Here is a 15,803-nt window from a genome sequence, read left to right on the forward strand (position 1 = left end):
AGGAACAAATTAATTTTGAAAAAAAAGACAAAAATAGAAATGGCTACAGTTTCGGTAATTATCCCTGTATATAAAGCAGAAAAGAGCATTATTAGAGCATTGGATTCTATCAAAAATCAAACGAGAAAAGTAGATGAGATTATCTTAGTGAATGATGGTTCTCCAGATGATTCTGCCATGGTAATTGACAAATATCATAAAGAAAACCCTGAAATGAATATCCATTATTTTCTACAGAAGAATCAAGGTCCTTCGGTAGCAAGAAATAAAGGTGTTTCTATGGCAACTTCAGCATACATAGCCTTTCTTGACTCAGATGATGCTTGGCTACCCAATAAAATTGAAGAGCAATTAGTTTGTTTTGATCAAAATCCCGATTTGAATATGTTAGCAGGTCTTAGAGCTCAAGACAAAGGATCAGGAGCTTTTAGAAAGGTAAATTTTAATCAACTTTTATTGAAAAATTATTTTGTTACTTCCTCAGTGATGGTCAAAAAGCAAGCTGTTCTTGATGCTGGAGGTTTTCCTGAAAATCAAAAATATTCTGAGGATTATCATTTATGGCTAAAAATTGCCCAAGATGATAGCCAGGGAATTATAGAAAAACCTTTATTTATTTATGCCGAGGAAAATGAAAAAATTAACAAGGAAGGACTTTCTGGGCAGATGTGGGAAATGGAAAAAGGGGAGTTATCAAATTATCAAAGTTTATATTCTTTGAAAAAAATAGGTTTATTTAAATACCTATTTTTATGTTGTTTCTCTCTCTTAAAATATTTCAAAAGGAGACTATTTTAGAGACAAAACGTATTCAAGAGACTTGTGAAACAATTTCTAACGTTCATTTACCTGTAGTTATGAGATTTGTAAATTAATGAAAATCAACATCAAACACAATACGGGGAGTCTATGATTTATTAGTCGATTAATATTTAATAAATGATCACGTTTTTTATAGTGATATTCTATAAATACCAAGTCTAATTGTCTCAATACTTTTGACTATATTTGTGAGGATACCTATTTTTATTAAAAAAGAACCGAAATATGCTGAAGTATATTTACACATTTTGTTTTGCAATTTTATTTAGTTTTTCTTACAACTCCCAAGCACAAGCCCCTTCAGACCCTGGAGTGATTGTTTCGGCAATGTCTGGGATAGATACAATTTTCAATGATGGTGATACGCTGCAAATGGTATACACAATGGATCCAGATACCTTTTCAGGAGAAACGGTAAGTTGGTCTATAACGCCCATTACGGGACAAGCAGTTATCGATCCTATGACTGGAATAGTTACAGGAGTTCTCAACGGAACAGTTTCAGCTGTAGCCACAATAACTCATAATGGTGAAACATATCAAGGATCCAGCATTGTAACGATTTTAAATCAATTACCTTTTTTCACACTTTCACCTGTGGGAGATACCGCAAGAGCAATTTGCGGTACGAACTCTACGCAGTTTGAAATGGAAGTAGATGTAAAGGCAACAGCCCAAGGAAACATCACTTTTGTAGCGAACAATCTTCCTGTAGGAGCAAATGCCACTTTTTCTCCCAGTACGCTTAATGCAGATGGAAATGTTCAGATTCAAATAACCAATGCGAATAATACCGCATCTAATACATTGTTTTCGATAATTGCTACAAATGATTTTTCAAATTCTGTAGATTCTCAACAGTTTAATTTGGAAATTACGACAAACTCACCATCGATCACTTTTTTAACTTCCCCAGCAAATAATGCTGTTTTACAGCCGCAAATAATCTCTTTAGATTGGAATGATGCATTTTTTGCTTCTTCTTATGAAATCCAGATAGATACAAATACGTCATTTGCAAATCCAGTTTATACTGGAACTTCTGGGATCTCAGAACATCAAGCATTTTTTAATGCAACCTATAACAAAGAGCATTATTGGAGAGTACGAGCCATAAATGTTTGTGGAAACGGAACATGGTCTGATACATGGAAATATACAACTCAACCTACAGCAGGAGTAGTGGGGTGTAAAGACTCAAATGCTTTAAATTATAATCCTGCAGCTATTTTTAATGATGGTTCTTGTACCTACCCATATCATGGATGTTTGGATGCTAGTGCATTAAATTATAATGCCAATGCAAACACAGATGATGGTTCTTGTATTTATAATGGAGTAGGGATAATTGCAACAAAAGTAGGACCCTTTACCTATACTTTTCAGGCAACTGGAAATGTGGGTGCCTTTTCTTATGTTTATTGGAATTTTGGAGATGGAAGTGCAATCCAGTATGGAAACCCAATCACACATAACTTTACTTCAAATGGGAATTATTTAGTTAATGGTTTTGCAAACGTTGCAAATGCTGCTACTTACAATCCTTTTGTGTCCATATCTATCAATGCCTGGGGATGTACAGATCAAACAGCCTTTAATTACCATCCACAAGCAGCAATTGATGATGGAAGTTGCCAACCAATAGTTCTTGGATGTATAGACACTTCCGCCTTAAATTATAATGCAAATGCAAATACCAATGATGGAACATGTATTCCTAAAGTATTTGGATGTATGAATGACACTATGTTTAACTATAATCCAAATGCCAATGTAGATGATGGATCATGTATTGAAAAAGTCTATGGATGTATTGACACAAGTGCATTGAATTTTGATGCCAATGCAAATACGGATAATGGAACATGTATTCCAAAAGTTTTGGGATGTATGGATTCAACAGCATTTAATTATAATGCAAATGCCAATGTAGATGATGGTAGTTGTGTAGCAATTGTGAATGGATGTACCAATCCATTAGCATCAAATTATATGAACAATGCGAATACCGATGATGGTTCATGTGTGTTTACTCAACCTACGGATAGTATTTGGAGTGTAGTCAATACACCTGATAACCACACGATCCTTATTCAAAATATGGTTGATGTTTCTGATTTAAGTGTAGGATTAGATTCAGGAGATTATATTGGCGTTTTTTACACAAAAGGAGCTCAATTACAATGTGGAGGAAAAAGCATTTGGAATGGATCAAATTCTGCAATTACTGCTTTCAAAAAACTGGCAAACATAGATAACGGATTTGAAGAAAATGAGAACTTTGTTTGGAAACTATGGAAAGCAAGTACAAATCTAACTTATGATTTGAATACAGTTTATAATGCTTCTCAGCCAAATCAAGGCGTGTTTGAAACAGATGGAATCAGTGAAGCGATTAAATTCGAAAATGGTTCTACTCATACTTTAGATTTAGTGACAGGATGGAATTTTGTTTCTACCAATGTTATTCCAGACAATGATTCTATTCATCAAGTTTTACAATCAATAGAAAATAGAGTTTTCCTTGTGAAAGACGAAAATGGATCAGTTTATTGGCCAAGTGCAGGTGTTAATAATATTAATAAGTGGAATATTGCAGAAGCTTATAAAATAAATATGACAGCTGACACAAGTTTGTTGATTACAGGAACAAGTATTTTGCCAGAACAACACACAATTACACTCAATCAAGGATGGTCTTATATTGGGTATCCTAGAAAGAATAATGCAAATATAGCAAATGTTCTTAGCGGTATTTCTAATAATATTTTCCTTGTGAAAAATGGTGCAGGAGCAGTTTATTGGCCAAGTTTCAATATTAATAATATTGGAAACATGAACGTAGGTGCGGGTTATCAAATAAGAATGTTAGAAGACACTACATTTACATTTCCTGCAAATTCTACTCCTATTCTGTCAGCAAAAAAACAGCAGCCTAAGACAGCTAATTTCTATCATGGTGTAGCTAAAAGTCAAAGAAATATGCACATTATGATTCCTGAAAATACTTGGCAAAACAAACCAGAGCTTCACGCTGAAATAGGTGTTTTTGTAGGAGACAAACTAGTAGGAGCAGGAGTTTATCAAAACACTCATTTACCTATAACAATATTTGGAGATGAAGCTAAAAGCATTGACGGAAAAGACCTAACTTTCAAAATAAATTCAGGTGGGAAAGAACAAAATCTAAACCTTGAATTTAATAATTTCCAACAGAAAAGTACTTTTATAGAAAACGAAATTTTGATTGTAAAAAAGGCGAAGTTGACAAATTCTGTGCAGGTTTTGGAACCGATACAAATAGATTTCATCAAAGAAACTATTATAATTTCTCAGGAGAACAGCGACTTGGTTTCATACCAAGTGAGAATTACAGACAACCTCGGAAGATTGATTATTCAAGAGCAATTTGAAACCGAAGAAGTGAATATAAAGTTAGATGATTTAAAGATAGGGACTTATTTTGTTGAGATTAAGACAAACAGTTATTCCTCTACAGAGAAAATTGTTATCAAGGAATAAGGCAAGTGCTGATCATAGACTAAGTTATTTGTAAACAACTTAAAAGCAAATTATCATTTTTTGATAGTTTGCTTTTTTTTTGATTCTTATCTATACATCCCCCTTATCCCATTTATGGTGTCATTTACCCATGGGTAAGGATAAGGGTTTAAATATAATAATTGTACTCTTTTGAATCTTTTCATTTTTTCATGAAAGAATTATATTTGCAAAAAAAGAAGTTGTGGTTAAAATTGGAGATATAATACTGCCAAAAAATCCTTTGATATTGGCGCCTATGGAAGATGTTTCAGATCCTCCTTTTCGAGTTTTATGCAAAGAGAATGGAGCTGATTTGATGTTTACAGAATTTATTTCTAGTGAAGGTTTAATTCGTGATGCAGATAAAAGCACTATTAAACTAGATATTCTTCCTGAAGAAAAGCCAGTTGGAATCCAAATTTTTGGTGGAAATATTGACTCAATGATTCAGGCAACAAAAATAGTTACCGAAGCCCGCCCAGATATTTTGGACATCAACTATGGTTGTCCCGTAAAAAAAGTAGTGGGAAAAGGAGCGGGAGCAGGGATTTTACAAGATATTCCTAAAATGGTAGAAATGACCAAGGCTGTTGTAGATCATACAGATTTGCCAGTAACGGTTAAAACCCGTTTGGGTTGGAATGAAAACAGTATCCAAATAGAAGAAGTAGCAGAAAGACTTCAAGAAGTAGGTATAAAAGCATTGTCTATTCACGGGCGTACAAGAAAACAGATGTATAAAGGTAGTGCAGACTGGACCTTAATCTCAAAAATTGCTCAAAATCCTAATATAGAAATTCCTATTTTTGGAAATGGAGATATAGATTCTCCTCAAAAAGCCCTTCAAATGCTCGAGGAATATCCTGTTGATGGTTTGATGATAGGAAGAGCAACAATAGGAAATCCATGGATTTTTAGAGAGATAAAACATTTTTTAGAAACAGGAAATATACTTCCACCACCAACAATTGATGAAAGAGTAGATACTGCAATAAAACACCTCCAAAAAGCTTTAGAATGGAAAGGACCTGTGCTAGGAATTGTAGAAACTAGAAGGCATTATGCAGGTTATTTTAAAGGATTAAGAGGAATAAAGCCCTATAGAATGAAACTGGTAACTTCTTCGGAAATACCTGAAATATTGGCAACTTTAGAACAAATTCGAAAAGATTTTCGAGATATGATTTTTCAATCATAGAAATAACAGAAGAATAATGACCGAAAAAAAAGGATTGAGAATCGTATTTATGGGAACGCCAGATTTTGCTTCCTATATACTTGAAAAGATGATCGAAGAAAATCATCAAATAGTTGGGGTAGTAACCCCCCCTGATAAACCAGCAGGTCGTGGAATGAAACTTCAATCAAGTGCGGTAAAAAAAGTAGCTGTGGAGCATGGCTTAGAACTGGCACAGCCAGAAAAACTCAAAAATGAAGAATTTATTGATCAACTCCAGCAATGGAATGCAGATATTTTTGTGGTGATTGCTTTTAGAATGTTACCAAAAATTGTTTGGAGTATTCCATCCAAAGGAACATTTAATCTGCATGGATCTCTTCTTCCTCATTATCGTGGTGCTGCACCCATTCATTGGGCCGTTATCAATGGAGAAAAAGAAACGGGAGTAACCACCTTTTTTATCGATGAAAAAATAGATACTGGAGCAATCATCGACTATAAAAAATGTGCTATAGAAGAGAAAGATACTGTCGGTTCTGTTTACTCAAAGCTGATGAAATTAGGAGGAGAATTGGTATTGGAAACTTTGGATAAAATTATCAATGATGAAGTAAATACTCGAAATCAGCATGAACTTTTTGAAGATGAAAATCAACTTAAACATGCTCCAAAAATTTTCAAGAAAACTTGTGAAATAAATTTTGATCGCCCTGTAGAAATTGTCTACAACCATATCCGTGGTTTGAATCCATTTCCTGGAGCTTTTGCAAAATTGACGGCAGAAGATTTTAAAAAACAGATTAAATTTTTCAATTGCCGTTTTGAAAAAAGAGCAATTGAAGGTTCGATAGGTAGCTTTTATCACCACCAAAAAGAAATACATATTAACTGTAAAGATGGTGTTATTATTGTTGATGAATTACAGTTGGAAGGTAAAAAAAGGATGAAAGCTAAAGACTTTATTTCTGGTTTTAATTGGGAGAAAAAATATCAGTTTATCTATGAACAATAAAGTGAAAATTGATTTGGTGAAATCTGGAGATTTTCTAGAAATTGCCGAAATTTATAATCACTATATCCAAGCAGGAAATGCTACAATGGATAGAAGTTTGAAGAACAGAGAGAGTATCGCTAAGTGGGTACAAGATTTTAGTCAAAGAGAGTGCTTACTAGTTGCCACAGAACAAGAAGAAGTTGTGGGTTGGGGAATATTAAAAAAATATTCTGATAGAGAAGGTTATCGCCATGCAGCCGAGGTCTCTATTTATCTAAAACCTAAACAAACAAGAAAAGGATTGGGCTCTCAAATCCATGAAAACCTCATTGAGAAGGCACGTTTATTTGATTATTACCATCTTACCGCAAAAATATTTGCAGACAATCAAAGAAGCATTCAATTTTTTAAATCTTTTGGCTATCGAAAAGTAGGAATTCAACATAAAATTGGAATGATAGATAACCAATTTTTAGACATGATTATCTTAGAAAAACTCATTAAGGAATGAACGAAAAAATACAAAAGCTCGTAGATTTTTTGTCAAGTGATAAAAACTTGGCACCAATTGCTATCAAGCAGTTCTTGATGGAGCTAAAATTAGCGGAAAAAGATCTTATGCATTGGGCAGATTTTCACCATCCTAAGCACGAAGGATATGGTAGAAAAATGGTTTACCAGGGCTCTAATTATGAAGTAATGGTAATGTCTTGGATGCCAGGTGATTTCTCTGGAGTGCACAATCATGGATATACTCAGTGGGGAGCTGTGCAAGTTTTTGGGAATGCATCTCATTATATTTATAGAATGGATGCTGAAAATGATCTAAAAATTGCCAGAAAGGAAAGCTTTCAATCAGGAGATATTGCAATGGTAAACAATGCATTAATTCATCAAATGGGAAACCAAACAGCACAACCTTATCTCAGTTTACATATTTATGGAACACCAGATAGTATGGATGATGTTACTGCAGATTCATTAATTTATGAAATTGAGAAAAATCGTATTGTAAAAACTACTGGAGGTGCTTTTTTTATGCTTCCAGAGGAAGAAGTGGAATATGTTGATCAGCTTACATGTAAAGATCTAAATACACAATATGAGTTTGTTGCAACAATTTTCCCAAAGTCCCTGTACTTTAAAAATAAGGACAAACAGCAGATTAAAAAATGGATCTGTGAAATAGAAAAAGAAGATGTTTTGATGTAATCGTAGATATTTTATTATCAATTGATTAGCATGATCTCAGAACCAGTATTGAACATATTCGATACTGGTTTTTTGTTGAATAATAGAAAATTTTATCTCATTTTAACCAAAAAGCAAATAATTATGAATGGCAGAAGATGGGATTTTCATACTTTTATCCTATGGACAAGAAATGGGTTGTAAAATACGGATTAAAAATAGTATTTCTCTTTATTGTGGGGACTACATTTGCTCAAAATGATGCAAATATTGCACAAAAGTATTTTCAGGCAACAGAATACGATAAAGCATTAATAATATATGAGAAACTCTATAAGCAGCATAGAGGAAATGCCTATTATCAGCAATTGTTTAATTGTTATTATGCTCTAAAGGATTGGCAAAAAGCGGAGAAAATAAACAAAAAACGGCTAAAAAAATATCGAAAAGATCTATATGCCCATCTTGACAAATTTCTTTTGGCTAAGGCTCAAAAAAAATCTGATGCAGAAAGTGTTTTTGATTCATTTTCTAAAAGTGGAATGGTTAATTTTAGAAATATTCAAGGAATTTCTTTAAAACTAGAAAGAAATAATCTTGTGGAATATGCTGTGAAATTATATGAAGATGAGTTGACTAGGCAATATAATTTTCGAACAGCATATTATTTGTTGAGATTATATAATTATACAGAAGAAAAAGAAAAATTGGTAAGTAATTACTTTCTTTTGATCAAGAACTCACCAGGAAGTTATAATAGTATTTTAGGTAATATGCAAAAATCGGTTGCTGATTATCCAGAAATACTCCCGATAATAAAAAAACAGGCGCTCATTTCTCTAAAAGAGGAGGAGAATCAAAAAATGCAGGAATTATTAATATGGGTATTCACCCATCAAAAAGAATTTGATAGAGCATTTAGACAAGAGAAATCTTTAGAAAGAAAACACAAATTACGAGGAGATCGAATTTTAAATTTTGCCATACTTTGTGCATCCAATGAAGCGTGGAACTCGGCAATTTCGGCTTTAGATTTCCTGATGGACGGAACACATCAACAAGATATAACAAAAGCTGCTCACGAAGCTAAATTACGTGTGCTTTTTCGTTCTTTAGAATCTCAAAAAAACGTGACAGAAGAGGAGCAGAATCTCTTATTTGAAGAATTTGATGCCTATTTTTTAAAATATCCAAGAGGAAGCAGCAATCTTGCTAGTCAACAGCTAGAGGCAAAGTCCTATCTGAATTTTAAAAATGATCCTAATAAAGCATCAAATATTCTAATTCAATGCTTAGAGTATCCGCTAAATAAAAATAAAGAACTGGCTAATAGTAAATTACTTTTGGCAGATATTTTGGTAGAAAAAAACCAAATGTGGGATGCCTTACTCTATTATAATCAAGTAGAAAAGGATTTCGAATTTGACAAATTGGGGCATTTAGCTCGGTTTAAAAAAGCAAAAGTTAGTTTTTACCAAGCAGATTTTCAGTGGGCATTTGATCAGTTAAAGGTACTAAGGAGTGCTACTTCAAAAGTAGTGGCGAATAATGCCATGGAGCTTTCTTTGTTGATTCAAGAGAGTTTAAATTTAGATTCCAATATTTTTTCCTTACAAATGTATGCTCGTGCAGATCTGTATTTTCATCAAAAAAGGTTTACGGAAGCACAAAAAAAACTCTCAAAGTTGTTAGAGTTGAGTGATTCAGATTATCTGATTGATGATGCCTATTATTTGCTTTTTAAGATTGCTCAAGCTCAAAATAATTTTGAAAGAGAAGAAAAATACCTGAATGCTATTTTGGGCTTACCCGAAAGTATTTTAAAAGATAATGCCCTTTTTGAAAAGGCCAAATTATTTCAATTCTCTTTGAATAAAGAAGACAAAGCAAAAGAATTGTATGAAAAACTCTTGATAGATTACCCATCAAGTTATTGGGCAAGTCAAACAAGAATCAATCTGAAAAAACTAAAAAAAACTCATGAAAATAATCTATAACGTTACCGTAAATATCGAAGAAACTGTACACACAGAATGGCTTCAATGGATGAAAGAAACCCATATTCCAGAGGTTATGGCTACCGGAAAATTTATTGATAATCGATTCTGTAAAGTACTTTCAGATGATCCGCAAGGAATTACTTATTCTATCCAATATTTGTGTGAAAATCATGAAATTTTGGAGGATTATATGAAAAATGATGCTCCTAAATTACAAAGAGCACATAACGTAAAATACGAAGGTAAATTTGTTGCCTTCAGAACTTTATTAAAAATGGTTGAGTAGGATGGATGCAGTAATTGATGTTAGGGATATTCACAAGCATTTTATACTTGGGGATCAAAAATTAGAGGTTCTAAAAGGACTTGATCTAAAAGTTGATAAAGGAGAGTTTGTAGCTTTTATGGGACCTTCAGGTTCTGGGAAATCTACCTTAATGAATGTTTTAGGTTTTTTGGATACGCCAAGTTCTGGTAGCTATATTTTTAATGGGAAAAACGTGAGTAACTTAGGCGATAGAGAGTTGGCAAAAATTAGAAATATTGAAATAGGTTTTGTTTTTCAAACTTTTAATTTACTCCCTAGGTTAACCACTTTGGCAAACGTTGCTTTACCTTTAGTTTATTCTGGTATTCCTAAAAAGGAAAGAGAACGAAGAGCCACAGAAGTATTGGAAAAAGTAGGTTTAGGAGACCGGCTTGACCATAAACCCAATCAGCTTTCTGGTGGGCAAAGGCAAAGGGTTGCTGTTGCAAGAGCATTGGTCAATAATCCTTCAATAATTCTTGCTGATGAACCTACGGGTAATTTAGATTCTAAAACTTCTAGAGAAATCATGGCACTATTTCAAGAGCTTAATGATGCAGGAAACACCTTGGTAGTTGTAACTCATGAAGACGATATTGCCGCTCACACCAAAAGAATTATTCGATTACGTGATGGCGTTTTGGAGAAAGATGAAATAAATGAAAATAGAGTGATGATTTAGTATATAACGATCATCACTCATTTAAATTATTCTTCTTGTGGATTTCCTTCCATTTCATCAAAAAGGGTAGGAGTCTCTTTCTCTTCCTCTATTTCTACTTGTGGTTCTTCATAAGGAATAGATTCTAGCTCTTCCACATCTTTTATGGTAAATCCACTTAGCTGATTCCCCATGGCAGAAAAGCCTTTGATTTCTATAAACTCATCAGCAATAATCGTTTCGGATTCACGAAGATCTTTACCTCTTTGTTTCCTAAAATGAATTTGAAATTGAGGTTTCCATGCAGTAGACACAAATTCTAAGCGACATTTTTCATCGGGTAGAAACTCTGTAAATGGTTTAGAGCTTGGTTCTGCAACAAACCTTTTGATATAGTGTTTTTCCTTTTCAGGATAATAATATACTGCGGTGATTGGTTTTTCTGAATGCCACTTCTCAATTTTTAACCAATTTGATTCAAAATGCGTTGTTAAATCTGGAGTAATCACTCGGTATTTCCCATCATCAGTAATCTCAATCAATTTATCTTTTGGTCCAAAAGCCCCTAGAAGTTCACCTCTTTCTTCTCGGTTAAGCCTCATAATACTTTCGTCTAACCAGATTTTTACAGGTTCTAATGTGGAGTTTCCTTCTGCTTTGAATTCTATTTTTTTGATTGGAAATTTTGAAACAAGATTTCCTTTAACTCCTCTACCTTTAATGGCGAGATCTGCAAAGTTTAATTCAAACTTTAATTTTCGAGTTCTAGACTGTGTTTTGAGGTTTATTTCTACTAATTCTGCTTCTCCATTTGGGTTTGCAGAGAAATAGAGAATTTTAGATTTCTTATGATCTGAAGAAATTCTATATTCTTTATCTCTTGTGATGGTTTTTACTGCAAAACGTTTTTGGTAAGTAAACTTTGTTGCTCCATCTTCGTAGATCACATTATAAATCTTACGTGTGTTTCCTTTTTTGAAAACATTGACATAGAGAATATCTTTCCCTAAGAATTTTTTATCATCTACTTTACTTACTACCATAGTACCATCTTTTCTAAATACTATGATATCATCAATATCAGAACAATCACAAACGTATTCCTCTTTACGCATAGAGGAACCTGTTCCTACAAAACCTTCTTCACGGTTTACATAAAGCTTTTCACTAGCTATTGCCACTCTATTTGCCTGAATAGTTCCGAAATTTGTAATTTCAGTTTTTCGTTCTCTTCCTTTTCCATATTTTTCCTTAATATTTTTGAAAAAATCTATGGTATAGTCGATAATATTGGTCAAATGATGCTGGTATTCTGCAATTTTTCCTTCAATCTTGAGAATGTTCTCTTCAGCTTTAAAGGAGTCATATTTAGATATTCTTTTGATCTTTATTTCTGTAAGTCTTGCAATATCATCATCGGTAACGGCTCTTTCAAGATTTCCAATAAAGGGTTCAAGACCTGTTCTTATTTCTTGAATAATCTCTTCCCAAGTTTCTGCTTCTTCTATTCTTAGATAAATTCTATTTTCAATAAAAATTTTCTCTAAGCTAGAGAAATGCCATTGTTCTTTTGCTTCACCCAGTTTTATTTTAAGTTCACTAGTGAGTAGATCAACAGTATTTTGTGTATTGAATCTTAAAATATCTGAAACACCTATAAATACAGGTTTGTCTTCATGAACTACACAACAATATACAGAGATATTTACCTCGCAATCTGTAAATGCATAAAGTGCATCTATCATCTGATCTGGCGAAATATTGGGTGCTAAATGAACTAATATTTCTACATGTTCTGCTGTGTTATCTTCTACTTTCTTTATCTTTATTTTACCCTTATCATTAGCTTTTAGGATAGAATCAATAAGAGAGGATGTTGTTGTCCCAAAAGGAATTTCGCTTATTTTGAGTGTTTTATTGTCCTCTATAGAAATTCTTGCTCGAACTTTAATTTTTCCTCCCTTTTTCCCATCATTATAGTTTGAAAAATCAGCCAAACCTGCTGTTGGGAAATCAGGTACTAGTTTAAAAGAACGATTTTTTAGAATGGCAATACTTGCATCAATAAGCTCATTAAAATTATGAGGCATTACTTTAGTAGAAAGTCCAACAGCAATTCCCTCTACACCATGATACAGAAGTATTGGGTACTTTGCAGGGAGAACTTCAGGTTCTTTTCCTCTTCCGTCATAAGAACTTAACCAATTGGTAATTTTATGATTAAAAAGAGTTTCTAATGCAAAAGGGGTAAGGCGAGCTTCTATATATCTTGAAGCGGCTGCTCGATCCCCTGTAAAGATATTTCCCCAGTTACCTTGCGTATCTATTAATAAGTTTTTTTGACCAATATGAACTAGTGCATCTCCAATAGAAGTGTCTCCATGTGGATGATATTTCATGGTATGCCCAATGATATTTGCAACCTTGTGATATCTTCCATCGTCAATTTCTTTCATAGAATGAAGAATTCGCCTATGAACAGGTTTTAATCCATCTTCTAAGGCTGGAACGGCTCTTTCAAGAATTACATAGGAGGCATAATCCAAAAACCAATCTTTGAAATGCCCAGAAACATTCTTGATGCTTTCAATATTTTCTGATGAGTTATTTTGATACGGTTCTTCCATATTCTTCGTCGGCATTTTGGTGTGTGGCTATACTTTGGAGACCTCTTAATACGGCTTTACGCTCAGTTCTTGTTAAAAGAATTAAATCTACAGATCTACTTCTTTTTAATGAACGTTTACTGTTTATTGTTATAGACAAATAAGGTCTTAAAAATTTTCTATGTAATCGGGCTCTACGTATTTTTCTTTTGGGTAGATCAAGATTAACATTTCTTTTAAAAAGAAAATTACCAAGAAATATTCTTCGAGATCTAATGATAATAACTTGGTCTTCATCGTTGTAATAGAAATGTGTGGGCCTATACAACAGCAATAATATAGTAAGACCTAGAAATACTTCAAATAGATGATAAGATGCTATTTCTGTTCCCACTAATCCATAATAATATGGTGGTTTACTTTGAATATGATAAAATATATAAGTAGCTAATGCGAGTAATGCTAAAATGACATAGTATTTTGTTTCTCTCTTTTTTGTATCAACAATCATGATATTTCGTCTTTTTCTATTCTTAAATTTTCAACAATAAATTTTTGTCTATCAGGGGTGTTTTTTCCCATATAGAATTTCATTAAATCTTCTACAGAAGTATTTTTACCTATAATAACAGGATCTAATCGAATATCCTTACCTATAAAATACTTGAATTCATTCGGGGAAATTTCTCCAAGTCCCTTAAATCGGGTAATTTCAACTTTTCCTCTAAGTTCATCTATAGCAGACTGTTTTTCTTGATCATCATAACAATATCTTGTTTCTTTTTTATTTCTAACCCTAAAAAGAGGTGTTTGTAAAATGTACAAGTGTCCGTTTTGAATAAGCTCTGGGAAAAATTGAAGAAAAAAAGTAATAAGGAGTAAACGGATATGCATTCCATCTACATCGGCATCGGTAGCAATAACTACATTGTTATAACGCAATCCATCCAATCCATCTTCTATATTTAACGCCGCTTGAAGCAGATTAAATTCTTCGTTTTCATAAACGATTTTTTTTGTTAAACCAAAAGAATTTAAGGGTTTCCCTTTTAAACTAAAAACGGCTTGGGTGCTTACATTTCTAGATTTTGTGATAGATCCACTAGCAGAGTCTCCCTCGGTAATAAACAGAAAAGTATCCAGTAAATTATCCCCTTTTTTATCGTTATAGTGAACTCTACAGTCTCTTAGTTTTTTGTTGTGAAGATTTGCTTTTTTCGCTCTTTGACGACTGAGTTTTTTTATTCCTGCGAGTTCTTTTCGTTCTCTTTCTGCCTGAATAATTTTCTTTTGAATAGCGTCGGCAACTTCAGTATGTTTATGAAGATAATTATCTAAATGATTTTTGATGAAATCATTTACAAATGTTCTTACAGTAACACCATCGGGCTCCATTTTTAAAGACCCTAGTTTGGTTTTTGTTTGGGATTCAAATACGGGCTCAACAACTTTTATGGCAATTGCTCCCACGAGTGCTTGTCTTACATCTGAAGCATCGTAGTTTTTACCATAAAAATCACGAATGGTTTTCACCAAAGCCTCTCTCAGTGCTTGCTGATGCGTACCTCCTTGTGTAGTATGTTGTCCGTTTACAAAAGAATAATAATTTTCGTTGTACTGATTTCTTACATGGGTAATTGCTACCTCAATATCTTCATCTTTGATATGAATAATAGGGTAGAGGAGGTTGTCTGTATTGATATTATTACTCAATAGATCTTTAAGTCCATCTTCAGAGAAATATTTTTCTCCATTAAAAGCAATTGTTAATCCTGGATTGAGGTAAACATAATTCCAAATCATTCGTTCTACATAGTCATGAACGAATTTGTAATTAACAAATATTTCAGAATCTGGAATAAAGGTAAAGCGTGTTCCTCGTCTTACCGTAGTTTCTTGTAATTCTTCTTCTTGAGAAATTTCTCCACGCGAGAATTCTACAATTTTTGTTTGTCCATCACGAATAGATTGTACTTTAAAATACTCTGAAAGTGCATTTACAGCTTTTGTACCTACACCATTTAGACCCACCGATTTTTTAAAGGCTCGAGAGTCATATTTTCCTCCAGTATTTATTTTTGAGACACAATCTATCACTTTTCCTAAAGGAATTCCTCTTCCATAGTCTCTAACGATTACTCGATTACCTTGAATAGAAATTTCAATGGTTTTACCAGCTCCCATTACAAATTCGTCAATGGAATTGTCTATAATCTCTTTAAGTAGAATATAAATTCCATCATCTTGAGAGGAGCCGTCACCTAGTTTTCCGATATACATTCCAGGACGAGATCGGATGTGCTCTTTCCAGTCCAGTGATCGGATATTATCTTCGGTATATTTTACAATTTTTTCTCCCATTTTATGATGAAAATTTTATTGATTTTTCTCTTAGAAGCGTTTGTTGTTTCTCTTTGTATTGAATGATATTCTAACGTCGGGTTAAAAATAATAAATTCTCTGCAATTATCCCTTTTGATGGCAAAAGTTAGGGTGAGA

Annotated in this window: 12 protein-coding genes; 9 read left to right on the forward strand and 3 right to left on the reverse strand. The window is 33.2% G+C overall.

What is annotated here, in order from left to right; translation table 11 throughout:
• Positions 1–15: 15 nt before the first annotated feature.
• The 9 genes from N4A45_08180 (at position 16) to N4A45_08220 (ending at position 10,719) form a co-directional block, all read left to right on the forward strand.
• On the forward strand, positions 16–798 hold the full coding sequence (locus N4A45_08180; protein ID MCT4665194.1) for a glycosyltransferase family 2 protein: 783 nt from the start codon (positions 16–18) through the stop codon (positions 796–798).
• Between the two features lie 249 nt (positions 799–1,047).
• Positions 1,048–4,344: a T9SS type A sorting domain-containing protein gene (locus N4A45_08185; GenBank protein ID MCT4665195.1), complete on the forward strand. Its 3,297-nt coding sequence runs from the start codon at positions 1,048–1,050 to the stop codon at positions 4,342–4,344.
• 223 nt (positions 4,345–4,567) lie between these two features.
• Positions 4,568–5,563: a tRNA dihydrouridine synthase DusB gene (dusB, locus tag N4A45_08190; GenBank protein ID MCT4665196.1), complete on the forward strand. Its 996-nt coding sequence runs from the start codon at positions 4,568–4,570 to the stop codon at positions 5,561–5,563.
• Positions 5,564–5,579: 16 nt separating this feature from the next.
• Positions 5,580–6,557: a methionyl-tRNA formyltransferase gene (fmt, locus tag N4A45_08195; GenBank protein ID MCT4665197.1), complete on the forward strand. Its 978-nt coding sequence runs from the start codon at positions 5,580–5,582 to the stop codon at positions 6,555–6,557.
• Entirely contained in the window at positions 6,547–7,050 is a 504-nt protein-coding gene (locus tag N4A45_08200) for a GNAT family N-acetyltransferase (protein ID MCT4665198.1), read from the forward strand. The genes fmt and N4A45_08200 overlap by 11 nt, the downstream gene beginning before the upstream one ends.
• Positions 7,047–7,751 carry a cysteine dioxygenase family protein gene (locus N4A45_08205; GenBank protein MCT4665199.1) on the forward strand — a complete coding sequence of 235 codons (705 nt, stop codon included), beginning with the start codon at positions 7,047–7,049 and terminating at the stop codon, positions 7,749–7,751. The genes N4A45_08200 and N4A45_08205 overlap by 4 nt, the downstream gene beginning before the upstream one ends.
• Positions 7,752–7,912: 161 nt before the next feature.
• Positions 7,913–9,727 (forward strand): hypothetical protein, encoded by a 1,815-nt coding sequence (locus tag N4A45_08210; protein MCT4665200.1) that lies wholly within the window; start codon positions 7,913–7,915, stop codon positions 9,725–9,727.
• Entirely contained in the window at positions 9,711–10,016 is a 306-nt protein-coding gene (locus N4A45_08215; GenBank protein MCT4665201.1) for a DUF4286 family protein, read from the forward strand. The genes N4A45_08210 and N4A45_08215 overlap by 17 nt, the downstream gene beginning before the upstream one ends.
• A gap of 1 nt (position 10,017) precedes the next feature.
• Positions 10,018–10,719, forward strand: coding sequence for an ABC transporter ATP-binding protein (locus N4A45_08220; protein MCT4665202.1), 702 nt, complete (start codon positions 10,018–10,020; stop codon positions 10,717–10,719).
• Between the two features lie 26 nt (positions 10,720–10,745).
• Here the strand turns inward: N4A45_08220 and N4A45_08225 are convergent, their stop codons facing one another.
• From N4A45_08225 to N4A45_08235, 3 genes are read right to left on the reverse strand one after another with little or no spacing between them, the layout of a single operon-like run.
• Positions 10,746–13,325 (reverse strand): DNA gyrase/topoisomerase IV subunit A, encoded by a 2,580-nt coding sequence (locus tag N4A45_08225; GenBank protein ID MCT4665203.1) that lies wholly within the window; start codon positions 13,323–13,325, stop codon positions 10,746–10,748.
• On the reverse strand, positions 13,303–13,815 hold the full coding sequence (locus N4A45_08230) for a hypothetical protein (protein MCT4665204.1): 513 nt from the start codon (positions 13,813–13,815) through the stop codon (positions 13,303–13,305). Before N4A45_08230 ends, N4A45_08225 begins: the two co-directional genes overlap by 23 nt.
• Positions 13,812–15,665 carry a type IIA DNA topoisomerase subunit B gene (locus N4A45_08235; GenBank protein ID MCT4665205.1) on the reverse strand — a complete coding sequence of 618 codons (1,854 nt, stop codon included), beginning with the start codon at positions 15,663–15,665 and terminating at the stop codon, positions 13,812–13,814. The genes N4A45_08230 and N4A45_08235 overlap by 4 nt, the downstream gene beginning before the upstream one ends.
• Between the last annotated feature and the right edge of the window lie 138 nt (positions 15,666–15,803).

Source organism: Flavobacteriales bacterium, assembly GCA_025210805.1.
In the GTDB taxonomy this organism is placed as follows: Bacteria; Bacteroidota; Bacteroidia; order Flavobacteriales; family CAJXXR01; genus JAOAQX01.